Annotated in this window: 19 protein-coding genes; 9 read left to right on the top strand and 10 right to left on the bottom strand. The window is 68.5% G+C overall.

Features of this window, described 5'->3' with window-relative positions; genetic code table 11:
- From ACZK5G_RS00410 to ACZK5G_RS00400, 3 genes are all read left to right on the top strand, one after another.
- The gene (locus ACZK5G_RS00410; RefSeq protein ID WP_049461564.1) at positions 1-2,490 is read left to right on the top strand and encodes a DEAD/DEAH box helicase; all 2,490 of its coding nucleotides are present in this window, start codon (positions 1-3) and stop codon (positions 2,488-2,490) included.
- Positions 2,487-3,512, top strand: coding sequence for a ribonuclease H-like domain-containing protein (locus tag ACZK5G_RS00405; protein WP_478464940.1), 1,026 nt, complete (start codon positions 2,487-2,489; stop codon positions 3,510-3,512). Before ACZK5G_RS00410 ends, ACZK5G_RS00405 begins: the two co-directional genes overlap by 4 nt.
- Before the next feature lie 66 nt (positions 3,513-3,578).
- Positions 3,579-3,893: an I78 family peptidase inhibitor gene (locus ACZK5G_RS00400; protein WP_049461562.1), complete on the top strand. Its 315-nt coding sequence runs from the start codon at positions 3,579-3,581 to the stop codon at positions 3,891-3,893.
- A 67-nt stretch (positions 3,894-3,960) separates the two neighbouring features.
- Here ACZK5G_RS00400 and ACZK5G_RS00395 read toward each other — a convergent pair whose 3' ends face one another.
- From ACZK5G_RS00395 to ACZK5G_RS00375, 5 genes are all read right to left on the bottom strand, one after another.
- The gene (locus ACZK5G_RS00395; protein ID WP_478464938.1) at positions 3,961-6,036 is read right to left on the bottom strand and encodes a M56 family metallopeptidase; all 2,076 of its coding nucleotides are present in this window, start codon (positions 6,034-6,036) and stop codon (positions 3,961-3,963) included.
- A 3-nt stretch (positions 6,037-6,039) separates the two neighbouring features.
- On the bottom strand, positions 6,040-6,426 hold the full coding sequence (locus ACZK5G_RS00390; protein ID WP_004133922.1) for a BlaI/MecI/CopY family transcriptional regulator: 387 nt from the start codon (positions 6,424-6,426) through the stop codon (positions 6,040-6,042).
- Between the two features lie 104 nt (positions 6,427-6,530).
- Positions 6,531-8,786: a TonB-dependent receptor gene (locus tag ACZK5G_RS00385; protein WP_478464937.1), complete on the bottom strand. Its 2,256-nt coding sequence runs from the start codon at positions 8,784-8,786 to the stop codon at positions 6,531-6,533.
- A 17-nt stretch (positions 8,787-8,803) separates the two neighbouring features.
- Positions 8,804-10,024 carry an MFS transporter gene (locus ACZK5G_RS00380; RefSeq protein WP_478464936.1) on the bottom strand — a complete coding sequence of 407 codons (1,221 nt, stop codon included), beginning with the start codon at positions 10,022-10,024 and terminating at the stop codon, positions 8,804-8,806.
- Positions 10,014-10,406 (bottom strand): hypothetical protein, encoded by a 393-nt coding sequence (locus ACZK5G_RS00375; RefSeq protein ID WP_478464934.1) that lies wholly within the window; start codon positions 10,404-10,406, stop codon positions 10,014-10,016. The genes ACZK5G_RS00380 and ACZK5G_RS00375 overlap by 11 nt, the downstream gene beginning before the upstream one ends.
- A gap of 127 nt (positions 10,407-10,533) precedes the next feature.
- Between ACZK5G_RS00375 and ACZK5G_RS00370 the strand changes: the two genes are divergently transcribed.
- Both ACZK5G_RS00370 and ACZK5G_RS00365 read left to right on the top strand, forming a co-directional pair.
- The gene (locus ACZK5G_RS00370) at positions 10,534-11,481 is read left to right on the top strand and encodes a helix-turn-helix transcriptional regulator (protein ID WP_478464932.1); all 948 of its coding nucleotides are present in this window, start codon (positions 10,534-10,536) and stop codon (positions 11,479-11,481) included.
- A gap of 144 nt (positions 11,482-11,625) precedes the next feature.
- Positions 11,626-12,747 (top strand): serine hydrolase domain-containing protein, encoded by a 1,122-nt coding sequence (locus ACZK5G_RS00365; protein ID WP_478464931.1) that lies wholly within the window; start codon positions 11,626-11,628, stop codon positions 12,745-12,747.
- Here ACZK5G_RS00365 and ACZK5G_RS00360 read toward each other — a convergent pair.
- The 3 genes from ACZK5G_RS00360 to ACZK5G_RS00350 form a co-directional block, all read right to left on the bottom strand.
- The gene (locus ACZK5G_RS00360; protein ID WP_478464930.1) at positions 12,682-13,494 is read right to left on the bottom strand and encodes a hypothetical protein; all 813 of its coding nucleotides are present in this window, start codon (positions 13,492-13,494) and stop codon (positions 12,682-12,684) included. The genes ACZK5G_RS00365 and ACZK5G_RS00360 overlap by 66 nt on opposite strands.
- Before the next feature lie 3 nt (positions 13,495-13,497).
- A complete protein-coding gene (locus tag ACZK5G_RS00355) occupies positions 13,498-14,913 on the bottom strand; it encodes an XVIPCD domain-containing protein (RefSeq protein WP_478464928.1) in 1,416 nt (471 codons plus the stop codon).
- 119 nt (positions 14,914-15,032) lie between these two features.
- Positions 15,033-16,139, bottom strand: coding sequence for an SDR family oxidoreductase (locus ACZK5G_RS00350; RefSeq protein WP_478464926.1), 1,107 nt, complete (start codon positions 16,137-16,139; stop codon positions 15,033-15,035).
- 195 nt (positions 16,140-16,334) lie between these two features.
- Here ACZK5G_RS00350 and ACZK5G_RS00345 point away from each other — a divergent pair, with 195 nt between their 5' ends.
- A complete protein-coding gene (locus ACZK5G_RS00345) occupies positions 16,335-16,643 on the top strand; it encodes a hypothetical protein (protein ID WP_004153470.1) in 309 nt (102 codons plus the stop codon).
- Here ACZK5G_RS00345 and ACZK5G_RS00340 read toward each other — a convergent pair.
- Entirely contained in the window at positions 16,621-17,676 is a 1,056-nt protein-coding gene (locus ACZK5G_RS00340; protein WP_478464924.1) for a DNA topoisomerase IB, read from the bottom strand. The two genes, ACZK5G_RS00345 and ACZK5G_RS00340, sit on opposite strands and share 23 nt — an antisense overlap.
- A gap of 111 nt (positions 17,677-17,787) precedes the next feature.
- Between ACZK5G_RS00340 and ACZK5G_RS00335 the strand changes: the two genes are divergently transcribed.
- From ACZK5G_RS00335 to ACZK5G_RS00325, 3 genes are all read left to right on the top strand, one after another.
- A complete protein-coding gene (locus tag ACZK5G_RS00335; RefSeq protein WP_004133799.1) occupies positions 17,788-18,177 on the top strand; it encodes an I78 family peptidase inhibitor in 390 nt (129 codons plus the stop codon).
- Positions 18,178-18,352: 175 nt separating this feature from the next.
- A complete protein-coding gene (gltB, locus tag ACZK5G_RS00330; RefSeq protein ID WP_478464923.1) occupies positions 18,353-22,807 on the top strand; it encodes a glutamate synthase large subunit in 4,455 nt (1,484 codons plus the stop codon).
- 89 nt (positions 22,808-22,896) lie between these two features.
- Positions 22,897-24,342 (top strand): FAD-dependent oxidoreductase, encoded by a 1,446-nt coding sequence (locus ACZK5G_RS00325; protein ID WP_478464921.1) that lies wholly within the window; start codon positions 22,897-22,899, stop codon positions 24,340-24,342.
- Here ACZK5G_RS00325 and ACZK5G_RS00320 read toward each other — a convergent pair.
- The gene (locus tag ACZK5G_RS00320) at positions 24,328-26,736 is read right to left on the bottom strand and encodes an ATP-binding protein (protein WP_478466553.1); all 2,409 of its coding nucleotides are present in this window, start codon (positions 26,734-26,736) and stop codon (positions 24,328-24,330) included. The genes ACZK5G_RS00325 and ACZK5G_RS00320 overlap by 15 nt on opposite strands.
- Positions 26,737-26,768: the final 32 nt, after the last annotated feature.

Here is a 26,768-nt window from a genome sequence, read left to right as displayed (position 1 = left end):
ATGGCTTACGAACTCGCCAAGCGCACCGCCGATGCCGAGCAGAAGCTCGCCACCCGCGATGGCCTGCCCGCCCGCGACGGCGCACTGCTCAGCGCGCGCCTGCAGCGCCGCTACCAGGACCGCATCACCGGCAGCTTTGCCATTCCCGGCCGCGAAGGCCGCTATGCGCCCATTCCCGATTCGGTTCCGCCGGCCCTGGCTGCCGCCCTGAAGGCGCGTGGCATCGAACAGCTCTACAGCCACCAGGCCGAGGCCTGGAACGCCAGCCAGCGCGGCGAGCACGTGGCCATCGTCACCCCCACCGCCAGCGGCAAGTCGCTGTGCTACACCCTGCCGGTGGTCAGCGCGGCGATGCAGGACAAGGCCAAGGCGCTGTACCTGTTCCCGACCAAGGCACTGGCCCAGGACCAGGTGGCCGAGCTGCTGGAACTCAACCGCGCCGGCGACCTCGGCGTGAAGGCCTTCACCTTCGATGGCGACACTCCCGGCGATGCGCGCCAGGCCATCCGCCTGCACGGCGACATCGTGGTGTCCAACCCGGACATGCTGCACCAGGCGATCCTGCCGCATCACACCAAGTGGGCGCAGTTCTTCGAGAACCTGCGCTACATCGTCATCGACGAAGTGCACACCTACCGTGGCGTGTTCGGCAGCCACGTCACCAACGTGCTGCGCCGGCTCAAGCGCATCTGCGCGTTCTACGGCGTGCAACCGCAGTTCATCCTGTGCTCGGCCACCATCGGCAACCCGCAGGCGCATGCCGAGGCGCTGATCGAGGCACCGGTCACCGCCATCACCGAATCCGGCGCGCCCAGCGGGCCCAAGCAGGTGCTGCTGTGGAACCCGCCGGTGATCAATCCGGACCTGGGCCTGCGCGCCTCGGCACGCTCGCAGAGCAACCGCATCGCACGCATTGCGATCAAGTCCGGGCTGAAGACCCTGGTGTTCGCGCAGACCCGCTTGATGGTCGAGGTGCTGACCAAGTACCTGAAGGACATCTTCGACCACGACCCGCGCAAGCCGCCGCGCATCCGCGCCTACCGTGGCGGCTACCTGCCCACCGAACGCCGCGAGACCGAGCGTGCGATGCGCGCGGGCAACATCGACGGCATCGTCAGCACCTCGGCACTGGAGCTGGGCGTGGATATCGGCAGCCTGGACGTGGTCATCCTCAACGGCTACCCCGGCAGCGTGGCCGCCACCTGGCAGCGCTTCGGCCGTGCCGGCCGCCGTCAGCAGCCGGCGCTTGGGGTGATGGTGGCTAGTTCGCAGCCGCTGGACCAGTACGTGGTGCGGCATCCGGACTTCTTCGCCGAGGCCTCGCCCGAGCACGCGCGCATCGCGCCGGACCAGCCGCTGATCCTGTTCGACCATATCCGCTGCGCGGCCTTCGAGCTGCCGTTCCGGGTTGGCGATGGCTTCGGCCCGATCGACCCGGAAGTGTTCCTGGAAGCGCTGGCAGAGACAGAAGTGATCCACCGCGAAGGCGAGCGCTGGGAATGGATCGCCGACAGTTACCCGGCCAACGCAGTGAGCCTGCGTGCGGTGGCCGATGGCAACTTCGTGGTGGTCGATCGCAGCGATGGCCGCCAGCAGATCATCGCCGAGGTCGACTATTCCGCTGCCGCACTCACCCTGTACGAGGGTGCCATCCACATGGTGCAGTCCACGCCCTACCAGGTGGAGACGCTCGACTGGGACGGCCGCAAGGCCTATGTCACCCGTACGCATGTGGATTACTACACCGACAGCATCGACTTCACCAAGCTCAAGGTGCTGGACCGCTTCGACGGCGGCGTGGCCGGGCGGGGTGATTCGCATCATGGCGAGGTGCACGTGGTGCGCCGCGTGGCCGGCTACAAGAAGATCCGCTACTACACCCACGAGAACATCGGCTACGGCCCGGTGAACCTGCCCGACCAGGAACTGCACACCACTGCGGTGTGGTGGCAGCTACCGCAGGCACTGCTGCTGCGCGCGTTCGCCAGCAAGCAGGATGCGCTGGATGGCTTCCTCGGCGCCGCGTATGCGCTGCACATCGTCGCCACCGTGGCGGTGATGGCCGATGCGCGTGACCTGCAGAAGTCCGTGGGCAACGGCGATGGTTCCTGGTTCGCGATTGCCGACCAGAGCGGCCGTGGCCAGCTGCGCGGCAGCGAGGGCGATCCCGGTGTGGTGGAACTGCTGCAGGAGTTCGTGCCCACCGTGTATCTGTACGACAACTTCCCCGGCGGCGTCGGCCTCAGCGAACCGCTGTGGCAGCGCCAGGCCGAGCTGGTGCAGCGCGCGCGCGAACTGGTGCAGCGCTGCGACTGCAAGGCCGGCTGCCCGGCCTGCGTGGGCCCGGTGCTGGCCGCGCAGGAAGAGGATGACACCTCGCCGCGCGCGCTGGCGCTGCGTGTGCTGGACCTGTTCGATGCCGAGGCCTGCCAGCACGTGCCCGACGTGGTGGTGACCACCCGCGACCCGATGGAGCTGCTGGCCCCGTGAGCCTGAGCCTGGACAAGCTGCGCCTGCTGCGGAAGCAGGCCGGTGACCCGAAGGCAGTCACGCCGGCTGCGCCCGAGCCGCCGCCCGCAGCACCTGCGGCACCGGTTGCCGCCAACGATGCGCGGCAACCACCGGCCGAGCGTTCGGTGTTCGCCTGGGTCGAGCAGGAGATCCGCCACAAGCCGACCGGCGCTGCCGCCTCCACACCGGCACCCGCGCCGCTGCGTCGGCCGGAAGTGGGCAGCCTGCATCGCCTGCTCGGCCTGCGTTCGCGGGGTGGAGCCGCGCCGGCACGCGCCAGCGCGCAGGATCGCCAGCTGCCCGGCGAGGAAATCGCACCGGGCCTGTTCCTGATCGAGTCGCTGCAGCCACAGCCGATTCCGTCGCAGCCGCTGTCGCTGGATTTCGCCCGCCGCGAAGGCGAACACGTATCCCCGCTCGACCTGCTGTTCTTCGATACCGAAACCACCGGCCTGGCCGGCGGCACCGGCACCCGCGCCTTCATGATCGGGGCCGCCGACTGGCATGTGTGCCCGCAACGCGGCGAAGGCCTGCGCATCCGCCAGCTGCTGATGGCGACGATGGCCGCCGAGGACGCGATGCTGGCCACCTTCGCCCGCTGGCTGCAGCCGTCCACCGTGTTCTGCAGCTACAACGGCCGCAGCTACGATGCGCCGCTGCTGAAGGCGCGCTACCGGCTGGCCCGCCAGTGCTGCCCGATCAGCGCGTTGGATCACGTCGACCTGCTCTATCCGACCCGCCGCCGCTATCGCGGCACGTGGGAGAACTGCAAGCTGTCCACCATCGAACGCCAGCTGCTGCGCGTGGTGCGCGAGGACGACCTGCCCGGTTCTGAAGCGCCGGGCGCATGGCTGCGCTTCCTGCGCGGCGGCGACGCGGTGAACCTGCGCCGGGTGGCCGACCACAACCACCAGGACGTGGTGACCCTGGCCCTGCTGCTGCAGCGGCTGGTACGGGAAGAACAACGTGAGCGCGAAACCCTGGCGCTGGTCGGGCAGTAGGCGTTGACGCAGCCTGACGGTGGCAGCGGTGACACTGCCGCCACCATCCACGCCTGGAGCCCGACGATGCGCCTCAACCCTCTGGTCCTGCTCGCCATCCTGCCCTTGGCCGCCTGCAGTCACGCCGGCAGCAGCACCACCCACGATCCCGCGCCGGCACCCGTGGCCGATGCTGCGCACGAATGCAGGCCGGAGGCGCTGGAGGCCTTCACCGGCAAGACCGCCGACGAAGCCACGATCAAGAAACTGGTGGCTGACAGCGGCGCGCGCGGTGCACGGGTAGTCAAACCCGGCATGGCGGTGACCATGGACTTCCGCCAGGACCGCGTGACCGTGCAGGTGGATGCGCAGAACCGCATCGAGCGCGCCAGCTGCGGTTGATCGCCTCAGGGTAGTGCCGGCCGCTGGCCGGCACCCCACATTGCCGGCCAGCGGCCGGCACTACCGCTCAGAGGCGCTCGGCCTTGCCGCTGGCCAGTGCGCGCGCGATCACCTGCTGTGCCTGCTGCGATGCCTGCGCATGCACGCGTGCCTGACGCTCGCCCAACGCGGCCTGTTGGCTGCCCAGTGCCGCCTGTCGGCTGGCCAGTTCAGACTGCTGGCTGGCCAGGCGCTGCATGTCACGGGTGCGGCCGGATTGCGCGGCCTCGCTGCGGGCTTCCTGCATTGCACGACGTGCCTCGGCGGCGGCCTCGCGTGCGCCCGCCATGTCGTTGGTCACGCTGCGCGCCGCCTCACGCACACCGGCCACGTCTACGGTCAAGCCACGCACCGCCTTCACCGCTTCCGCGGCAGCAGCCGCATCGTGGGCCGCACCGCGCGCCGCCTTCGCCGCTTCCGCCGCCGCTTCGCGGTTGATGTCATGCGCGGCCATCGCGCTGCGCGCAGCCTCGGTGGCGGCCAGTGCGATGCGACGCGCCTCCTCGCCCTGCAGGCGGCCCATCTCGCCCATCTGCCTGCCGAGTTCGCCCTGCTGGCGACCCAGCACACTCTGCTGGCGGCCCAGTTCGCTCTGCTGGCGGCCCAGATCCACCGCGCCGCTGTAGGCACGCTGCAGGGTCTGGATCATCATCGGGTCACGCACCACGTAGCGCTTGTTGCCCTGGCGGAACCACAGCGCCGGCCCCTTGCCGAGCTGCCTGCGGGCCACCGTTACATCGTCGATGCCGCCATTGGCGAAGGTCGAATCACCATCGACCAGCACGTAGGCCTGCAACGGCGACTTGCCGAGATCCAGGCGCCCGTAGGTGGTGATGGAGGTGGTGTGGGAAGTCGAATGTTCACTGTGCATGTCGGTATCCACATCGACATCCACGTCGACCGCCACATCGGCATCGTCCGGGCCTGACAGCGCTTCGACATCGGCCGGCTCGGCAGGCGGCGCGGGCGCCACCGGCACGGCCGGAACGCGCGCGGCCGAAGGCGCTGCGGGCGGCGCGTTCGGAGCCTTCGGCGGCGGCGGCACCACGGCCTTCGGTGCGGCCGGCGGCGCGGGCGGGGCCGGCGGCACCGGCGCAGCGACCAGTCGCATCGGCGCCACGCCCACCAGCACCACCACAGCGGTCAACGCCATCGCCAGGATGCGCGGGCAAGACCGGCGCGACTGCAGCGAGAGCAGGCGACGCTTGAGGCTGGTGGTGTTCGGCGCGGCGCTGGCCACGCCCAGGTGTGGCTGCGGTGCCACGCCAAGCTGCAACAGCAGGCGACCGTAGGCTTGACGGCTCGCGCCATGCTGGCCAACCACGGCCGCATCCACCGCTTCTTCGCGGGCCTGTGCGTATTCGCGCACCGACAGGCGCAGCAGCGGGTGGAAGAAGAACAGGTGCTGGGCCAGTGCGGGCAGCAGGCCCCACTGCAGGTCACGCCGCTGCAGGTGTTGCAGTTCGTGGGTCAGTGCCAGGTCCAGCGCATCACCCTGCAGGGCGTTGTCGCCGGCCGGCAGCAGCAGCACCGGGCGGAACGGCCCGACCAGCTGCGGTGCGTCCACCTGCGTGCTCATCCACAACCGCGGCGCAGGACGCACGCCGTGCGCATCGGAGGCCAGTTGCAGGGCCTGCACCAGCGCTTCGTCCTCGCAGGGATAGGCGGCGGCCAGCAGCGCCCGGCAACGGCGCCACTCACCAAAGGTGCGCAGGGCCATCAGCAGCACACCGGATGCCCACAGCGCAGCCAGTGCAACGGCCCACCACGCCACTGCCGGCACGTCCGCTGCAGGCACCGGCATCGTCGCCAGCAGCTGCGCCGAGGCTTCCGGCGCCAGCGGGTAGACCAGATCTGCGGCAACGTCAGTGGCGGTCATCGCCACCGCCTGCGGTGCCGGCAGCCAGGCCAGCTGCAACGGCTGGCTCCAGAACAGGCCGAGCACGGCCTGCAGCGATACCAGCCACCACAGGCGGCAGCGGGTGGCCGCCGACAGCGACGGCAGTGCGCGGCACACGCCGTACACCAGGGCCACCAGCAGCACGGTCTGCAGGCTGGTCCAGCCCAGCCGTTCCAACAACGGGATCAGCATCGTGGTGTCCATGGCTCAGCCCTCGTGGCGGCGCGATTGGAGTTCGGCGACCAGCGCTTCCAGCTCGGCCAGCTCGTTGTCGCTGACCTGCTGGCGCTGCGACAGGTAGGCCACGAACGGCGACACCGAGCCCTGCAGGGTGTTGTCGACGAACTGGGCCACTGCACCCTGCAGCACGCTTTCCGGGCCACGCGTGGCCTGGTAGCGGTAGACGCCGTCCTGCTGCTGGCGACGAAGATACCCCTTCGCCCGCAGCCGCTCCATCATCGTCAGCACGGTGGACCGGGCCAGGCCACGGGCCTCGCCGTAGCCACTGGCGACCTCACCGACGCTGGCCGGCGCATGTTCATCGATGTACTGCAGCAGGGCCAGTTCCTGGTCCCCGATCGTCTTGCCACGCATGACACCACTCCCTTGACTACACGTGTCGCCACTTTCTGCGTGACGACAACTGTAGTCAACCCCCCGGAAGTCATGGGCCGACGAACGGTAGGGGGGCGTGCCCCTCAGTACTCCACCCGATACCCGATCGAGAAGGTGCGCCCTGCCGCGGGCAGGCTGGACATCTTCCCGTAGGTCGCCTCGGCCTGCTGGCCATAGACCGTGCGGTAGTCACGATCAGCCAGGTTGTAGATGCCGACACTGAAGCGGCCGCCTGCCAGCGGCAGCTCGCCGATCAGGTCGAACACCGCATAGCCGTGGATCTTCGCCGCCGGGGTAGCGCGGATGCTGGGACTGATCGCTGCGAGTGGCGCATCGCGCCAGGCACGATCGGTGCCGCCCACCACTTGTCCCTGCAAGCGCAGCAGGCTGTCATTGGCGAAGCGCCACTGCCCATGCACACCCGCCTTCAAGGGTGAAACGCGGAACGCATTGAGCTCACGCCAACGCCCGGCAGCATCGCGGTACTGGCCCCGGGTGCTGGCAAGGCTCGCACCCAGCTCCAGCTGCGCCGTCGGCGTGTAGCGCAGGTTGGCCTCCACGCCCCACACGCGCTCGTCGGTGTCGGCCACCGACACGCTGTAGTCGCGGTTGAACTGCACGGTCTTGTCCGAGCGGTTGTAGAACGCGGTCACCGCGCTCTGCAGCGATGCATCGCTGCGGCGCCAGCCCAGCTCATAGCTGTCGACCTTGATCGGGCCGACGTTGCGGCTGTCGATGACGAAGCTTGCCGGTACATCGCGCAGCATGCGCTGGGTGTCGGGCAGGCTGAAACCCTGCGAGACGTTGGCGAACAGCTGTTGCGATGCATCCATCCGGTACACCACGCCGGCATTGAACAGGGTCTGCGAGTGGCGCACACGGCCCCCCCGCAGCAGGCGCGGCGTGTACCCCGCAACGGCATCGGCGGTGATCGCTTCGGTGTAGGGAAGCGAGTCTTCTACGCGGTTGCGCAGGATCTGGTGGCGCACGCCGGCCTGCACGCTGAAGCGCTCACTCAGCGAATGGTCGGCCTGCAGGAACAGGCCGGTGGTATCCACGCGCACGTCCGGCCCCATCGCGTACTGCGCGGTGGGCTGGTAATCGAGACCGTTGCTGGCGATGAAGCGGTTGATGTCATACATCTGCCCACGCTGGCTGTCCTGCTCGCGCTCGTGGTCCACGCCGTACGACAGCTGCAGGCTGCGGCCCGCCACGTCGAAACCCTTGTGCAGCGCTGTGCGCAGGCCCCACACATCGATATCGGTATTGGACTGCATCGCCACATAGGCGAAGCCACCGCGCAGTGCCGGGTGCACCAGCGTCGACACCGACGGGAACCAGCGCCCCTGCTCGTTGCGGTAATAGGCTTCCACGCTCAGTTCCTGCCCGCCCAGTACATCGCGGTTGCGGTACTGCGCATTCACTCCCTGGTGCCGGGTACGTGGCTGCGCCTCCAGCTGCAGGCCGGGCAGCGCCTGGTGGCTGGGCGTGAATGCAGGGTTGAACAGCGCAGCCAGGCGCGGGCCATAGTCGGGGCCATGATCACTGTCCTGCTGATCGTCGAACCAGCGCACGCCCACGCTCAACTGCTGGCTGTCCGTCGGGGTCCAGTCGAAGCGCGCATTGAGTTCGCGGGTCTCGGTGTCCTGCCGATCGGTCTGCGCGATCTCCGGACCGATACGGCGGCCATGCGCATCCAGCGATGCGCCCTGCCGGCCATAGGCGAAGCCGAACGCGCCACTGAACTGATCGCCGCGCACGGTCATGGTCTGCGCGGCGTTCCAGGCCAGCGTGTCACTGGACAGATGCGAGGGGCTGCGCAGGCCGAACTGGCTGGCCAGCTGCACCGGCTGCTCACCGGGCTGCAGGGTGATGATGTTGATGATGCCGCCACTGGCACCGGCGCCATACAGCGCGGTGGCGCCGGAGATCACCTCGATGCGCTCGATCATGGTCGGCGAGATGCTGTTGAGCTGGCGCGACCCATCGCGTGCGCCGGTCAATGGCACGCCATCGATCATCACCTGCACGCTGCGGCCACGCATGGTCATGCCGTAGTTGCTGGTGGTCCCGCTGGCCGGCGCCAGCGACGGCACCAACTGGCCGAGGATGTCGGCGGTGCTGCGCCCGGCGGTGATCTGCTGGGCAATCTGCTCGCGCTCGATGGCATACACGGTGCCGGCGATCTCGGCCACGCTGCGTGCGCCTCGCACGGCGGTGACACTCACCGCATCCAGTTGCCGGGTGCCAGCCGTAGCGGACGTACTCTGCGCCGCCAGCTGGCCACTGATGGCCAACGCCAGCATCGCCAGCGGAAAGGTTGCTGCGGTATGCCGCATGGTGTCCTCGTTGCGTATCAGGGGGAGTTCGTGGGTGCTGCGAAGCGGCGCATCAGCGGCCGGCACAGCAGCAACCCGAGCGCCGAAACTGCCGCCAGCGCGATGTAGTAGATGGGGTAGCCCAGTCCCTTGGCGAGGAAGCCGGACAGTGCACCGCCGATGAAATTGACCAGCAGCTCGAAGCACACCAGCAAGGTGAAGTCAGTGCCGGCCTGGGCACGCGAACTGACCCGCATGAACAGGGCATACAGGCTGGTCATCGCCACATAGCGCAGCGCCAGCAGCGCGATCACCAGCGCGCCCAGGCCCCACCGTGACGACGCCATCGCACCGCTGTAAAGCATCAACGCCAGCAGTACATACAACACGGTGCGCCACCAGCCAGCGTGCATCAGCAACTGCTCGGCCCGGCGCTGCTTGAGCAGCCAGGCGGCGCCCACCGCAGCCAGCATGCCGGTACCGGCGCCGCCCACCGAGATCAGCAACCCGATCTCGGTCAGGCTGAACTGCTGGTCGACCAGCAGCGGGTTGATCATCGCCATGGCCGGCGCTTCCACCAGCCGGTACAGCACGATCAGCAGCAGCGCCCAGCGCAGTTCGGGGCGACGCAGCGCACGCAGGATGCTCGGCCGCGGCGCGTCGGGCCTGGCAGGCGTTTCATTGATCTGCTGAACTGCCAGCAGGGTCAGTGCGCTCATTGCCGCCAGGCTCAGCAGGGCCACGCTCCAGCCGCGGGTTTCATACAGCCACAGCACACCGGCACCACCGATCATGCTGCCCAGGGCCACGCCCACGCTCTGCGCCATGCTGCCCAGCCGGTGCTCGGCCGGCGCCAGCGCCTCCACGGTATAGCCGTCGATGGCGATGTCCTGGGTGGCGGCAATGGTCGAGATCCACATGCCGACCAGCACGAACACGACCAGGCCATGATCCAGGCCGGTGAACGCCAGCACCAGGATGCCTGCCAGCAGCAACAGCTGGGTCAGCCACAGCCAGCTGCGGCGGCGACCGAGGGCCGGCAGATGCCAGCGGTCGACCAGTGGTGCCCACAGGAACTTCAGCGCCCACGGCAGGTAAAGCAGCGACAACATGCCGATCCAGCGCAGATCCACGCCCTGGCTGCGCAGGATGGCCGGTACCGCCACGTTGTAGAAATACAGGGGCAAGGCATGTGCCATGTACAGCGCGACGATCACACCCAGGCCAAAGGGCGACGCGGCAGAACGATCAGTGCGCATCGGCCTGCTCCAGCCGTTCGCCGATCCAGCGCATTCCGGCGCCGGCATCGGTAGTGACGAAGTACGGCACGGCCCAGGCCGCGTGCAGCGCCGGGGTGTCCAGCCGTTGCTGCTCGGCGGCATCGCTGGCGATGCGCACCAGGCCCCGGCAGTACTGCCGGAAAGCGGCCTTGTACTGCTTGTACCAGACCGCCTGCAGGGCACGGTAATCGTCGCAGAAGATGGCACCGGGCGCGGTGCTGGCAACGAAGTAGAAGGGACGGTGGGCATCGATCAGCGCCTGCACACGGTCCAGCCAGTACCGGATCTGGTGCGCATCCACCGCGCCATGGAAGACGGCACGCAGCACCACCGCCTCGTTGATCACCAGACCCATCGCCATCGACCTTCTTGCTGAACAGGGGAAAGGGGCAGCGAGCCCCCGCAAATGAGAATAATTTGCAATACCATTGAAAGTTTAGGCGCGACGAAAGAAAATTTAGGCACGACAGCATTCGCGGGTGCCTTGCATGCAGGTCTATTCCTGCGCCGAACTGATGAGCGCCGCCCACGCGCTGGGCGGCCGGGTCGACTTTGAATCGGGCCTCCCCGATGCGCTGCCGGTGCTGGCCGGCTGGCAGCAGGTGCAGTCGATGGACAGCGGCCTGGTGCTCTACCTCAGCCGCAGCCAGGACATGGTCGGCGGCCGCAGCCAGAACTGCCTGCCTGCGGGTCTCACCGCCAGCTTCCTGCTGCAGGGGCAGGCCGAAGTGGTCATCGCCAACCAGCGCCTGCAGATGGACAGCCGCCGGACCGGGAGCCCGGCGATGCTGGTCCACCTTCGTGAGGAGGAAGCGTTCCAGCGCCATTGGCAGGCGGGTCGTGAGGAAACCAAGGTCAGCCTGCACCTCGGCCAGGACTGGTTGTCGCGCCAGCTCGATGGTATTGCATCGGCCGGACTCACCCGCCTGCGACTGAGCCACGCACGCAACCAGGCGTGGCAACCGCCTGCGCCACTGCTGCGGCGGGCCGCAGCGTTGTTCGGGGCGGAAACGGCGGAGCCGCCTCTGCTGGCCAACCTGCAACGCGAGAGCTTTGCGCTGGAAGTCGCGGCCAGCGTGGTTCGATCCGTGATCGCCGAACGCGAGGCGCCTGCCCCCAGCGCACATCTGCGGCGTTGCGTGGACCAGTTGCAACAGTGGCTGCAGAGCGGCGAAGCCGATGGCCTGACCATCAACCAGATGGCGCGCAGGCTGGGTACCAACGCCGTCGACCTGCAAAGCACCTTCCAGCAGCTGCACGGCATCAGCATCGCCGCCTGGCTGCGTGCACTGCGCCTGCAACGGGCGCACGATGCCCTGCTGCAACGACGGGTGTCAGTGGACGTGGCGGCCAGCGTGGCCGGGTACGCCCATACCAGCAGCTTCAGTGCCGCGTTCAAGCGGCAGTTCGGAAGGTCTCCTTCCCGGATCCGCTAGCCGCAGCAGGCACGTCCCGCGCACACAACCAGTACCTGCCTCGCAGCGCAGGTACTGCTTAAACCTTTTGCGCACCCGCTGCATCCGATCCTCGACGCCCCGCCGGAATCCCGCATGTTCCGCCCAACGCTTCGAGTCGTGCTCATGCTCATCACTGCCCTGCCCTTCGCCGCCATCTCCGCCAGCCAGGACCAGGCCAACGACCAGACCCGCCGCCTGATCCGCCAGATCATGCTGGAGCAGCGCATTCCCGGGCTGCAGGTCGCGGTGATCAAAGACGGGCAGATCGTGTTGTCCGAGGCCTACGGCCTGGCCAATGTCGAGAACGGTGTGCTTGCCTCGCGCGACACCCGCTTTCCGCTCAATTCGGCCACCAAGGCGTTTACCGGCGTGGCTGCCGCGCAGCTGGCCCAGCAGGGGCAGCTGGATCTGGACGCGCCGGCCTCGCGTTACCTGGATGATCTTCCACCAGCGTGGAGAGACGTACGCGTACGCCAGTTGCTTGCGCATACCTCAGGCCTTCCGGACATCCTTGATGCGAATGGGCTGTTGGGCGGTGGCTCCGAAGCGCAGGCGTGGACAGCCGTCACTGCGCGGCCGGTCGAAGCCGTACCCGGGCAGCGCTTCGCCTACAACCAGACCAACTACGTACTGCTGGCACGGATCATCGCGCAGCAATCCGGCATGCCCTACGAACGTTTCCTCGCCACCGGCCAGTTCAGCAGCGCGCGCATGGCCCGCACCACCTTCGGCGACAGCTACGACCTGATTCCGGATGCGGCGACGATGTACAGCTTGGCCCCGCGTGCCACCGACGCTGCGGATGCACCGTCCCGCCTGTCGCATTGGTTCTACGACATGCCGCCTTCGCTGTGGGCCGGCGGCGGCATCCTCACCACCGCCGACGACACCGCGCGCTGGCTGGTCGCGCTGACCGACGGGCGCCTGCTTCAGGATGCAGCTCGGAAGAGGATGTGGACCGCAGAGCGCCTCACCGATGGCCGTGCCGGCCCATGGGCGGGTGGCTGGCCGGTGCTGCGCGCATCGCCCGACCTGCAGGTGGCCGGCATCGGTGGCGCGCGATCGGCCTTCATCGTCTACCCCGACCGCGGCGTGGCGGTGGTGGTGCTGACCAATCTGGTCGGTGCCAATCCACAGCAGTTCATTCCGCGCATTGCCGATTTCTATGCGCGCGCGGCCTCAACGCCCGCTCACGAACGGGTCGCCCTTGCACGGCAGCAACGGGCTGTCATCGCAGGGCCATAGCGCGGCGGGTACGGTCCTGGCCACTTCGAAGTGATCCTGGTTCCAGCGCAGGAAACCGCCGTGGATGGCATTGCCATGGTCGAAGCTGCGCGCATCGGCGGCCAGTGGCTGTTCGGGGTCTGCTTCGGCCACCCAGCGCAGCACCGGCACCTTGTCCAGCGCCCCGATGAAGGCGAACAGATCACCCGCGCCCTTGTCCTGGTAAGCCGTCATGGTCGCCGCGTCGGGCAGCTCGGCCTGCGCCAGCAACGACGCGGTGACATCCTGCAGCGGTGCGGCTCCCTGTGCGATGTAGGCGCGCATGCCCGTGGTGGTTGCCGGGCAGTCCTGCAGCTGCACCAGATACCCGGTGGTACCGCCACGGCCGGAGAACGACCGCATCCAGTAGCGGAAGCGCGGCCCGCTGCGATCGGTGACCATGAAATCCTGCTGGCCATCCTGCGCGGGAGTGGAAAGCACCTGCACCTTGCTGGCGCCCTCCACGTTGCACTTCAACTGCGCCAGCACCTGCCTGGCAGGTTCGGGCAGCGCAGCGTAGCGACCGCCGGGATGGGCGCTGCCGGAGGCATCTGGCAGTGCGGGCAATCCCCGATCAGTGGGCAGGGTCTGCGCAGGCAAGGTCTCCGGTTTCGCCGACGAGCTGGCGGTGGGTGCTACCGGCGCGACGCGCTCTCCAGCGGGCGCGCAGGCGCTGCAGGCCAGCAACAGCATCAACGAAACGCCCGGCATCAGGTGTGATCGGATCATCGCTCAACGCCCTCCCATCGCCGGCGCTTCCTGCAGGTGTGCAGGCGCGGGTGTGGGTGCCGCCTGTTCGCGCGATTGCTGCTGCAGCTGGCGCAGGCTGGATTCCAACGAAGTTTCGCGCACCTCGGCTGCATTGACCCCTGCGCGCAGCGCCGCAGGATCGCCCGGACTGCCCTGCACAAGGAACAGCGTCTCACCGGCTGCACGACCCGCGCTGGGGTTGCTGGCCACGATCTGGTCGACATGGGTGATGCCTGCGGCCTTCGCTTCGCGCAGCATCACCAAGCTGTAGGCATCGGCATGCTCGGCGTAGCGTCCGCCCAACGCCTGCAGGCGCGTACTGATCTGCTGCTGCAGGGCATGGTCGCGATGCTGGGGCTGGCGGGGGTCGTCATTGGCAGCAAGCGGGGCGTCCTGCCCCAGCTCACGCGCCTGCCCCGGTGCGACCGAGGTCAGCACGTACTGCCAGCGGTTCTGCCCGGGCGTGCCGCGCACCGTCGCCACGAAGTCGTCGTACTCGCCGCCACCGATGGTCTGGCAACCTGCCGAATCGGTGTTTGCCCGGCTGCCGCGGTGGATCTTGAAGGTGTCGTTGAGGTCCTGCACGCCCTGGGTATCGCGCGCGTCGAACCAGCCATCGCCATTGCTGTCCCGCTCCACCCGGCCGGCACCGGCGGTTACCGCGTCCTGCGAGGGACGCAGCGCGAACTCATCGGCGTGGCCGTGGCGCGGGTGGGTGGTCGCGCGCATTTCGGTGGTGCCTTCGCCCAGTCGCCCCAGATCCTTGACCCGGTCGCCATTGACGTCCTCGCCCTCGGTCTTGGTACGCGGTGCCACGTTGCCGAAGCCCGGGCTGCGCGGCGTGGTCTTGGCATGGCCGTCGTACTGCGCGGTCGGCTCGGTCGTGGCCTGGTTGAACTCGCGCACATGGCCTTGGCCCTGCGCATCCTTCCACAGCACCACGATGCGGTCGTCGTAGACACCACGCCCGCGCGCCTCCGTGGTGCGGTTCTCGTCGCGCAGCCCCAGCACCACGCGGTCCTGCGTCGCCATTGCTTCGTTCGCTGCCGTGTTGCCGCGCTGGGCCACGATGCTGCCGTAGACGTCGTACTGCTGGGCCTGGCTCAAGCCCGCGGTCTCTGCCGCCTCGGGCATCCGCGGTGGGCGCGTCGCCTCACCCAGGCGATCCAGCATCGGGTTCACTGTGGCCGCATCTGCTGCGGCAACACCACCATTCCGGCGCAACGCCTCAAGCTCGGTGGCGGCACGCGCCGAGATGTAGCGATCCAGCGATTCCTGCACCACAACACTCTGGCCGTCGTGCAGGGCCTCCAGGCGGGCGGCGGCACCGCGCACGTCGTTCTGCCGCAACAGGGCGACGACTTCGTTGGCCGCCGCATTGATATCCATCTCGGGCATGGTCGGTCCTTGAACGTGATCGGTTGGGAGTCAGCCTACCCCAGCTGCCCGACGGAGCTTTTGACACAGCGCACACCCCAGCACCTGCCCCATTCAGGCGGCACATGCCGCGCCCGGCCTCACCCCCACGGCCCGCCCATCACCGGCAGGATCACCCCGCTGATGTAACTGGCACAGACCGGCGAAGCCAGAAACACATAGGCCGGCGACAGTTCTTCAGGCTGTGCGGGCCGCCCCATGTCGCTGTCCTTGCCGAACTCCGCCACGTCCTCCGCCGGCTTGTCGGCCGGGTTCAGCGGCGTCCACACCGGTCCCGGCGCCACGCAGTTGACCCGGATGCCACGTGGTAGCAATTGGCTCGCCAGCGATTTGGTGAACGCATGGATCGCGCCCTTGGTGGCCGAGTAATCGATCAGCGCCTTGCTGCCGAAGATTCCCGTTTCCGATCCTGTGTTGATGATGCTGGCACCCTCGCCCAGATGCGGCAGTACCGCGCGCGCCATCTGTATGTAACCGCCGATGTTGGTCTGCAGGGTTTCCTGCAGATGCGCGTCTTCCAGGTCTTCCAGCCGCTCGCAATGCAGCTGGAACGCGGCGTTGTTGACCAGGATGTCGATGCCGCCGAACGCCTTGGCCACCTGCTTGACCGCCTTGTTGCAGAAGCGCGGATCGCGCACGTCACCGGCGATCACCACGCAGCGACCGCCTTCGCGCTCCACGTGCTGGCGGGTGATGTCCGCGTCCTCGGCCTCGTCCAAATGCAGTACCGCCACATCGGCGCCTTCGCGTGCGAACAGTACTGCCACCGCACGGCCGATACCAGAATCGCCACCGGTGATGATCGCGCGCATGCCCTGCAGCTTGCCGCTGCCGGCGTAGTCCGGTGCAAGGAAACGCGGCGCCAGCTCCAGTTCGTGTTCATGCCCAGGCTTGGCCAGCTGCTGCGCCGGCATCGCCTCCGGCTGACGGCGTGCGCCTGCCTGGGTCGCGGTCTTCTTTGTCGCCTTCTTCGCCGCGCGCACATCCTTGGCCTTTTCCTGGTCCTGCAGGCGCCGCTGCCGGGCCGCGACGCGCGCTGCGCGTGGATCGCTGGCGGCCGCCTTACGGGTGGCGGTCTTCACCACGCGCGGGCGATCGGGGTCGGCGACGGTCTTGGTTGCGGTGCTGCCTTTGCGCACCTTCGGCGATGCCTTGAGGCGAACGGGGGATTTCTTGGTGGTGGCCATGCAGGTCTCCTCGGGAGGGAAGGGGGCTGCCGGCCAGCGGCCGGCACTACCGGGGGCGGCGCACGCCGCTCCTGCAGTGTCTCCACCTATGCTGTTGGCGGCAGTGAGCGCACCGTGTCCACGATGTGCACGGTATTCATTCCGCCACCACGTGCGGCGTCGCACGCTGCACGCAACCACACAAGGAACGCCACCATGAAACATGCCATCGCCACCACCGCCGTCTGCTTCGCCCTCGCCGCCTGCAGCAGCACACCGATGGCCCAGGTGCAGCCGATCGACGGCGTGATTTCCGGACAGTGCCACAGCGACATGGTGCGCGGCGCACTGGGCTTGGCCGCTTCGGACGCCACCGTGGCCCGCGCACGCGTGGACAGCGACAGCCTGCATGTGCGGGTGCTGCGCCATGACGGTCCGCGGGTACCGCCGGCCAGCGAAGGCGGCGACCGCCTGACCATCGAAAAGGGCCGCACCAACAACATCACCGCGATCTACTGCGGCTGAGCCTGCGCGCCCTGCGCAGCACGCGCAGGGTGGCCTGTTCCCACTGGCGCGGCCCACGCAGGCCGGCCAGCTTGGCCAGTTCACCGCGCTCCCAGCCGGCGAACACGCACGGGTCGATGTAGGCCTTGCGGCACACCGCCGGAGTGTTGCCCAGCAGCGATGCCACTTCGCACACCACCGCGCGCTGCGCCTGCGCCAGCGCGCGCTGACTGGCCGGTTCCGGCAGTTCGGTGGCGGCAAACGCCTGCACCGCCGCCACCGTGCCACCCCAGGTGCGGAAATCCTTGGCAGTGAAGTCCTCGCCCATCACCTCGCGCAGGTAGTCGTTCACCGCGCCGGAATCCACCGGCTGCAGCGCACCGTCGTCATCGCGGTACTGGAACAGCGCCTGCCCCGGCAGCTGCTGCAGGCGCCGCACCAGCAGCCCCAGCTTGCGGTCGCCCACGGTCACCTCCTGCAGCTGCCCGGACTTGCCGCGGAAGCGCATGCGCACCCGGCCGCCGCGCAGCAGCTCCAGGTGGCGGTTGCGCAGTGTGGTCAGTCCGAACGAACGGTTCTGTTGTGCATAGGTTTCATTGCCGACCCGCACCAGGGTGTCCGCCAACAGCGCCACCACCATGGCCAGCACCTTCTCCTGCGGAAACCCAGGTCGCTTGAGATCCCGCGACAACCGCCGCCGCAGCGTAGGCAAGGCCTCGCCAAAGGCGATGATGCGGTCGAACTTGCCGGCGTCGCGCTCCCTGGCCCAGTCGGCGTGGTAGCGGTACTGCTTGCGTCCGCGTGCATCGCGGCCGGTGGCCTGCAGGTGGCCGGTGGCGTGGGCGCAGATCCATACGGCGGTATACGCCGGCGGAATCGCCAGCGCACGGATGCGTTGCAGGGTGGTGGCGTCGCGTATCGCGTGACCATCGGCATCGCGGTAGCTGAAACCCTTGCCGGCGCGGCGCCGGCTGATGCCCGGCTGGGTGTCGTCGACATAGCGCAGGCCGGCCGCGCGTGCGGCCTGTCGTTCGGGAGTAGAGGGGGTTGGCATGTCGGTAGTGTCGCCGTCGCCATGCCGCGATCCTGTCGATAACACAAGACAAACACGTGAGGGCCGGTTCGCCGCTATGCTCGGGTCTTCACAACCCCTTCCGGAGTCATGATGTCGTTCCCGATTCGCGCCCGTTCGCTCTCCGCCCTGTTGCTGCCGGCCGTGCTGGCGCTGACCGCCTGCCAGGCACCGGCGCTGGATGAACAGGATTCGGCCACGGCCCACGCCCAGCAGGCCGCCGAAGCCGCCAAGGCGCCGGCCGACGAAGCCGGCAAGGCCACCGAGGCTCCGCCGGTCGGCACCTGCGATGCCAGCCAGGTGCAGAGCCTGGTCGGCCAGACCTACACCGACGCGCTGGGCAAGCAGGCGCAGGAAGATGCCGGCGCCAACCAGGTGCGCGTGCTCAAGCCCAACGACGTGGCCACGATGGAGTTCCTCGGCGACCGCCTGAACATCGAAGTGGACGCCAAGGGCGCCGTCAGCGGCGCGCGCTGCGGCTGAGTCCGGCCCCGCGCCGGCACTGGGTTGCCGGCGCGTTCTGTTGCACCTGCAACCGTGTATTGCGGCGTTGCAGCAACCTGTGATCTAGTCGAGGCATCCGGTGGCCTCACGATGCGCTCCAGGGATTGAGCGGGCTTGAGTGTCCCCGTTCAATTCATTCCGCATCGAGGTAGAGATGGCCCCCCGCAACCGCCAAGGGCTTTACGACCCGCGCTCCGAGCGCGATGCCTGTGGATTTGGCATGGTCGCCCAGCTCGACGATCAACCATCGCGCCTGTTGGTTGATACCGCCATCGCAGCGCTTTCGCGCATGACCCACCGTGGCGGTGTCGCCGCAGATGGCCTGACCGGCGATGGCTGCGGCCTGCTGCTGCGCCGCCCCGATGCGTTCCTGAAACTGCTGGCCAGCGAAGCCGGCATCGCGGTCGCTGCGCGTTTCGCCGCCGGCCTGGTGTTCCTGCCGCACGACGCCGACGCGGCGCAGGCCTGCCGCGCGCAGCTGCAGGCGCAGGTGGAAGCGGTGGGCTGCAAGGTCGCCGGCTGGCGTGAGGTGCCCACCGATGACAGCGTCTGCGGCCAACTGGCGCGCGACACGCTGCCGGGCATCGAGCAGGTGTTCGTCGACGCCGGCATCGGCCAGGACGATGTCGGCTTCGCGCTGGCGCTGTTCCTGGCCCGTCGCCGCAGCGAACAGCAGCTGCGCGAACACGCCGACTTCTACGTCACCACCCTCACCCCGGATGCGATCAGCTACAAGGGCATGGTGCTGCCGGACAAGCTCAGCCGTTTCTTCCCGGACCTGCAGCGCCGCGAGCTGGCCTCCAGCGCGATCGTGTTCCACCAGCGCTTCTCCACCAACACGCTGCCGCGCTGGCCGCTGGCGCACCCGTTCCGCATGCTCGCCCACAACGGCGAGATCAACACCATTGAAGGCAACCGGCGTTGGGCGCAGGCGCGCAGCAAGGTGTGGAAGACACCGCGCTTCGACATCGGTGAATTCGACCCGGTCATCTCCATGCATGGCTCCGATTCGCAGAGCCTGGACAACATGCTGGAGCTGATGGTGGCCGGTGGCATGGAGCTGATCCAGGCGCTGCGCATCCTGGTGCCGCCGGCCACCCAGTCGCTGGAATTCAAGGACCCGGACCTGGCCGCGTTCTACGAATTCCACGGCCTCAACAGCGAGCCGTGGGACGGCCCGGCCGGCATCGTTGCCTGTGACAGCCGCTACGCCGTATGTACCCTCGACCGCAACGGCCTGCGCCCGGCGCGCTGGATGCTGACCGCCGACCGCCATTTCCTAGTCGCCTCCGAAGCGGGCGTATGGGAAGTGCCGACCGAGCGCGTGGTGCGCAAGGGCAAGCTCGGCCCCGGCGAAATGGTGGCCATCGATCTCAAGCGCGGTGACCTGCTCGACTCCGATGCGGTGGATCGCATCAACCGCGGTCGTGCGCCGTACAAGCAATGGCTGCAGCAGGGCGTGACCTACCTGCAGACCGAACTGATCGATCCCTCGCTGGTGGAGGAACCCTTCGACGAAGGCACGCTGCGCAGCTACCACAAGCTCTACCAGCTCAGCAGCGAGGAAGTGGAACAGGTGCTGCGGCCGCTGGCCGAGACCGAGCAGGAAGCCACCGGCTCGATGGGCGACGACACGCCGATGGCGGTGCTGAGCCAGCGCAGCCGCCCGCTGTACGACTATTTCCGCCAGGCGTTCGCGCAGGTCACCAACCCGCCGATCGATCCGCTGCGCGAAGACTGTGCGATGTCGCTGTCCACCCAGCTCGGCAGGGAGACCAACATCTTCCACGCCGGCCCGGAGACGGTGAACCACGTCATCCTCAACTCGCCGGTACTGAGCCAGCGCAAGCTGCGCCAGCTGCTGAAGATGGACCAGTACGTGCAGGCCAACCGCCTGCTGGACCTGTCCTACAGCGAAGACGAGGGCCTGCGCGCCGGCATCGAGCGTATCTGTGCCGAGGCCGAACAGGCCGCGCGCGAGGGTATGGTGATGCTGCTGCTGTCCGACCGCTACCCGGTGGCCGGGCGGCCGATGGTGCATGCCCTGCTCGCCACCAGCGCCATCCACCACCACCTCTCGCGGCTGGGCCTGCGCTGCGACGTGAATCTCATCGTCGAGACCGGCACCGCGCGCGACCCGCACCACATGGCCTGCCTGCTCGGCTTCGGCGCTACCGCGGTGTACCCGTACCTGGCCTACCAGACCCTGTTCGACCTGGGCCGACGCGGCATCCTCAAGCTCAGCAAGGGCGGTGAGCAGTCGCAGATCGGCCGCCGCTACCGCAAGGGCGTCTACAAGGGCCTGTCGAAGATCATCTCGAAGATGGGCATCTGTACCGTGGCCAGCTACCGCGGCGCGCAGCTGTTCGAGATCATCGGCCTGGAACCGGAAGTCGTGGACCTGTGCTTCCCGGATACCGCTTCGCGCATCGGTGGTGCCGGTTTCGCGCGCCTGGATGCCGACGCACGCGAGCTGTGCGCGCAGGCCTGGGACGCGCAGCAGGACGTGGATGTCGGCGGCCTGCTGAAGTACGTGCACGGCGGCGAGTACCACATGTACAACCCGGACGTGGTGACCACCCTGCAGCGCGCGGCGCGCAGCGGTGACCCGCGTGCCTGGCAGCAGTACTGCGATGCCGTGCATGCACGGCCGCCGTCGGCGCTGCGCGACCTGCTGGAACTGGTGCCGGCGGCCACGCCGGTAGCGCTGGACGAGGTGGCTCCGGCCAGTACCCTGTTCCCGCGCTTCGATACCGCGGCGATCAGCCTGGGCGCACTGTCGCCGGAAGCACATGAAGCATTGGCCATTGCCATGAACCGCCTCGGCGGCCGCAGCAATTCCGGCGAAGGCGGTGAGGATCCCGCCCGCTATGGCACCGCAAAGCGCAGCAAGATCAAGCAGGTCGCCTCGGGCCGCTTCGGCGTCACCGCCGAATACCTGGTCAACGCCGAAGTGCTGCAGATCAAGGTCGCGCAGGGCGCCAAGCCCGGCGAGGGCGGCCAGTTGCCGGGCCACAAGGTGAACGAACTGATCGCGCGCCTGCGCTATGCCCGGCCTGGGATCGGCCTGATCTCGCCGCCGCCGCACCACGACATCTATTCGATCGAAGACCTGGCGCAGCTGATCTACGACCTCAAGCAGGTCAACCCGACCGCGCTGGTGTCGGTGAAGCTGGTCAGCCATGCCGGCGTGGGTACGATCGCCGCGGGCGTGGTCAAGGCCGGTGCGGACCTGATCACCATCTCCGGCCATGACGGCGGCACCGGCGCGTCGCCGGTCAGCTCGATCCGTTATGCCGGCGTGCCGTGGGAACTGGGCGTGGCCGAAGCGCACCAGGCGCTGCTGGCCAACGACCTGCGTGGGCGTACCCTGCTGCAGACCGACGGCGGCCTGAAGACCGGCCTGGACGTAGTCAAGGCCGCGCTGCTGGGCGCGGACAGCTTCGGCTTCGGCACCGCGCCGATGATCGTGCTGGGCTGCAAGTACCTGCGCATCTGCCACCTCAACAACTGCGCCACCGGCGTTGCCACCCAGGATGAGCGCCTGCGCGAGAACCACTTCACCGGCCAGCCCGAGCGCGTGGAGAACTTCTTCCGCCTGCTGGCCGAGGAAGTGCGTGGCTGGCTGTCGTACCTGGGTGCGCGTTCGCTGGAGGAGATCGTAGGCCGCACCGACCTGCTGCGACAGATCGAGGCGGCGCCGCGCGACGGCGTGCGCGTGGACCTGTCACGCCTGCTGGCCGATGCCCGCTACGAGGGCAGTCACTGTGCCGCGCAGCGCCTGTACGAATCGCCGGACAGCCTGGCCACGCAGATGGACGGCCTGCTGGCCCCGGCCATCGAACACAAGCGCGGTGGCGAACACCGCTTCCTGATCCACAACACCGACCGCAGCATCGGCACCCGCCTGGCCGGTGCGGTGGCACGCGCACACGGCAACCAGGGCATGGCCGAGGCGCCGCTGGAACTGCGTTTCCGCGGCAGTGCCGGGCAGAGCTTCGGCGCGTTCAACGTCGGTGGCCTGCACCTGGAAGTGGAAGGCGAAGCCAACGACTACGTGGGCAAGGGCATGGCTGGCGGCCGCCTGGTGGTGCGTCCGCCGCGCGGCGCCCGCTTCGAGGCACGCAGCACCGCGATCATCGGCAACACCTGCCTGTACGGTGCCACCGGCGGTGAACTGTTCGCTGCCGGTCGTGCCGGCGAACGTTTCGCCGTGCGCAATTCCGGCGCGCTGGCGGTGGTGGAAGGCGCCGGTGACCACTGCTGCGAGTACATGACTGATGGCGTGGTGCTGGTGCTGGGCAAGGTCGGCCTGAACTTCGGTGCCGGTTTCACCGGTGGCCTGGCCTACGTGCTGGACGTCGACCGCGATTTCGTCGACCGCTACAACCACGAGCTGATCGACATCCATCGCGTCTCCGCCGAAGGCTTCGAGAACTACCGCCAGCACCTGCACCGCCTGATCGGCCGCCATCGCGAGCTGACCGGCAGCATCTGGGCGCAGCAGATCCTGGACGAGTTCCGCGACTACATCGGCAAGTTCTGGCTGGTCAAACCGAAGGCCGCCAGCATCGAGTCGCTGACCGAAACCCTGCGACGCGCCGCGTAACGGTAGTGCCGGCCGCTGGCCGGCATCCCAGGATCACGTAGTGCCGGCCGCTGGCCGGCAACGTTCCCCCCCGCATTCCAGAGCCCGCCATGAGCCGCAAGCACGCCTTCCAGTTCCTCGACCTGCCCCGCACCATGCCGCAGCGCATTCCGGTGGAACTGCGTACGTCCGGCGACTGGGGCGAGCTGTATGGCAAGTTCGGCAAGGAGGACGCCCAGTACCAGGCCGGCCGCTGCCTGGACTGCGGCAACCCCTACTGCAGCTGGAAGTGCCCGGTGCACAACGCCATTCCGCAGTGGCTGCAGCTGGTGCAGGAGAACCGCATCCATGAAGCCGCCACGCTGTGCCACAGCACCAACCCGCTGCCGGAAGTGTGCGGCCGGGTCTGCCCGCAGGATCGCCTGTGCGAGGGCAGCTGCACGCTGGAGGAGTTCGGCGCGGTCACCATCGGTGCGGTGGAGAAGTACATCGTCGATACCGCGCTGGCCAGCGGCTGGCGCCCGGATCTGGGCGCGGTGCAGTCCAGCGGCCACAGCGTAGCGGTGATCGGCGCCGGTCCGGCCGGCCTGGCCTGCGCCGATCGCCTCGCCCGCGCCGGCATTGCCGCGGTGGTCTACGACCGCTATGAGCAGATCGGCGGCCTGCTGCAGTTCGGCATTCCCAGCTTCAAGCTGGACAAGGACGTGATCCACCGCCGCCGCGAAGTGCTGGAGGGCATGGGCGTGCAGTTCCGCCTCGGCGTGGAGATCGGCCGTGACCTGAGCGTGCAGCAGCTGCTGGACAGCCACGACGCGGTGTTCGTCGGCACCGGCGCCTACCGCTACACCGATGGTGGCCTCGACGGCCAGGACCTGAAGGGCGTGCTGCCGGCCCTGCCGTTCCTGGTGCAGAACAGCCGCATCGTTGGCGGCGATGATCCGAAGGGCCGGCCGATTGCCGGCTGGGAAGACACCATTGCCCTGCCCGACCTCAACGGCAAGCGCGTGGTGGTGCTCGGTGGCGGCGATACCGGCATGGACTGCGTGCGCAGCGCGGTGCGCCTGGGCGCGGCCAAGGTCACCTGTGCCTATCGCCGCGACGAAGCCAACATGCCCGGCAGCGCGCGCGAAGTGGCCAATGCCCGCGAAGAAGGCGTGCGCTTCCTGTTCAACCGGCAGCCGCTGTCGATCGAAGCCGGCGCCGACGATGAAGTGATCGGCGTGACCGTGGTGGAAACCCGGCTGGGCGAGCCCGATGCCAACGGCCGCCAGAACGCCGTGCCGATCGAAGGCAGTGAATCGCTGCTGGAAGCGGACGTGGTGATCATCGCCTTCGGCTTCTCGCCGAGCGTGCCGGCGTGGCTGGCCGAGCTGGGCGTGGAAGGCCAGTCCAACGGCCGCATCGTGGCCGGCGGCAAGGACCGCCTGCCGTTCCAGACCGCGCATCCACGCCTGTTCGCCGGTGGCGACGCGGTACGCGGTGCAGACCTGGTGGTGACCGCCGTGGCCGAAGGCCGCGATGCCGCCGCCAGCATCGTGCGGCTACTGGCCCACTGAGTCCGGTACCAGCAGTGCCGCCAGCAGTGCCCGCAGTGCGTGCGGCTCTACGGGCTTGGCCAGGAAGTGGTCGATGCCAGCCGCACGACAGGCTTCGCGGGTGCTTTCCATCACGCTGGCGGTGAGCGCGATGATCGGCGCCTGCGCACGCGCCGGGCAGGCATCGGCACGGATCGCCCGTGCCAGCGCGAAGCCATCCATGCCCGGCATGTGGCAGTCGGTGATGACCAGGTCGAACGGCTGCGCCTGCCATGCTTCAAGCGCCGACCGTCCATCGGTACAGGCGTGGACCTGCAGCCCGAGCGCACACAGGTGCTGCTCCAGCAGATGCAGGTTGGTGGGATGGTCTTCAGCCATCAGCACGCGCGCCGCCGGCAATGGACGCTCGTCCGCAACCGCCGCCGCGGGCGCGGCCACGGGTGCCTCACAGGCATCCAGGTCCAGATCCAGCCACACCGTGGTGCCCTTCCCGGGTGAGCTGCGCAGCTGCAGCTCCGCCCCCATCGAGATCGCCAGCTCGCGGCAGATCGCCAGGCCCAGCCCACTGCCGCCGAAGCGCCGCGTGGTCGAGCGCTCCGCCTGGGTATAGGCAGCGAACACCGCCTGCTGGCGCTCCTCGCTGATGCCCACGCCGCTGTCGCTTACCTGCAGGCGCAGCCGCTGGCCCCAGTCGCGTTGCTGCAGTACCTGCACCTGCAGTTCCACGTGGCCGTGCCGGGTGAACTTCAACGCGTTGCCGGCCAGGTTGAACAGGATCTGGCGCAGGCGCAGGCCATCGGCCAGCGATCCCGGCTGCATCTCCGGATCAAGCACCACCTGCAGGTGCAGGCCTCGGCTGGCGGCCACCGGCATCAGCAGCTGCTGCACCGCGCGCACCAGTGCCGCCAGGTCGGTGGGCCGCAGCTGCAGTGGTGCGCCCTCCAGGCGTTGGCTGTGCAGTACATCGTCGAGGATCTGCCGCAGCATCCGCGCGGCATCATCGACGGTGGCCAGCACCTGCTGCTGGCGCGCCTCCAGCCTGCTGCCCGCCAGCCGTTCAAGCATGCCCAGCAGCGTGCTCATCGGGGTGCGGATCTCGTGGCTCATCGTTGCCAGGAAGTGCGCCTTGGCCTGTGCCGCCTGCTCGGCCTCGCGGCGCGCTTCGGCCAGCGCGCGGGTACGTGACTGCACCTCACTGACGTCGATCCAGTAGCCGCTCCACTCGACGTCGCTGTCGTCGCAGGACAACGGCCGCCCATGCGAGCGCACCCATCGCCAGCCCTGTGGCGAGCGGGTGCGGAAGGTGACATCGATCGGGCCACGCGCCAATGCAGCCATCTCGACGCAGGCCATCACCTGGTTGCGGTCATCCGGGTGGACCGCGGCCAACAACCGCTGGTGATCGATCCGCGCGGTCTCCACGCTGATTCCGAACAGGGCCTGCACGTCCCCGGCGATCTGCGGAAAGCTGTAGTGGCCGCCCGCCGAACGACGCGCCTGGTAGACCACCGCCGGCAGGTTCGCGGTCACCTCCTGCAGGCGCTGCTCCACCCCTCGGCGGCGCACGCTCTCGCGATGGACCCGCCAGTAGCCGAAGGCATGGACCAGCGCCAGGGCGAGCAGGATCAGCGAGGCCGGCACCAGCCAGCGCAGGGGCGACGATGACGGAGCGTTGCGCGGCCGGTCCGGCAGCCAGGCCGCGCGGATCTGATCGCGCTCGGTATCGGTCAGCTGCGACAGCGCCTGTTCGAAGCCGGCGATGACATCGGCGCAGGCGGGCGTGGTCGCCAGCACCAGGGCATCATCGAAACCGGCCGGCGCGGCGATCAGCAGTGCATCGCCCTGGTAGCGGCGCAACGCCGCCTCGACGTCGCCGAGGTTGGCGACCACCGCATCGATCAATCCGGTGCCCAGCAGCGGGAGTGCATCGTCCAGCGCTGCCGGTGGCAGCAGCTGTGCACCCGCTGCCTGCTCGGCCAGCAGCCCCTGCAGCGGCACCCGGCTGGGGCTGGCCACAATGCGTCCACGTAGATCTTCCAGGCCCAGCACCGGCGGCGCATCCTCCCGGCGCACGATCACCTGTGGCAGCTGCAGGTAGGGCGTGCTGACCACCCATCCGGCAGGCAGTTGCGAGCGTGGCCATCCCAGCAGCGCCTGGGTGCCGGCCGGCAGCTCGTCCCGGTCCACGCTGGTGGCCGGCACGGGCAACAGCTGCAGTGGCCGTTGCCCGCCCAGCAGCTTCAGGTACGCCGCGCCAAGCCCCCGGGCTTCGCCCTGTTCGCTGGACGACAAAGGAGCACGGTCGGACGGCCAGGCGATGCGCAGCGGTGTGCTGCAGCCCGTGGCGGAGGCCGCGGCAGGCAGCAGCAGGCTGGCCATGACAGCAATGGCTGCCGGGAAGCCGGCGACATTCACGGTAGGCATCCTCATCTCGCGGGCGGAAGGAA

The organism is Stenotrophomonas sp. 62841_Sma (genome assembly GCF_056482945.1).
Note: the sequence above shows the minus strand (reverse complement) of the source record. Positions and strands in the feature narration are given on the sequence as shown.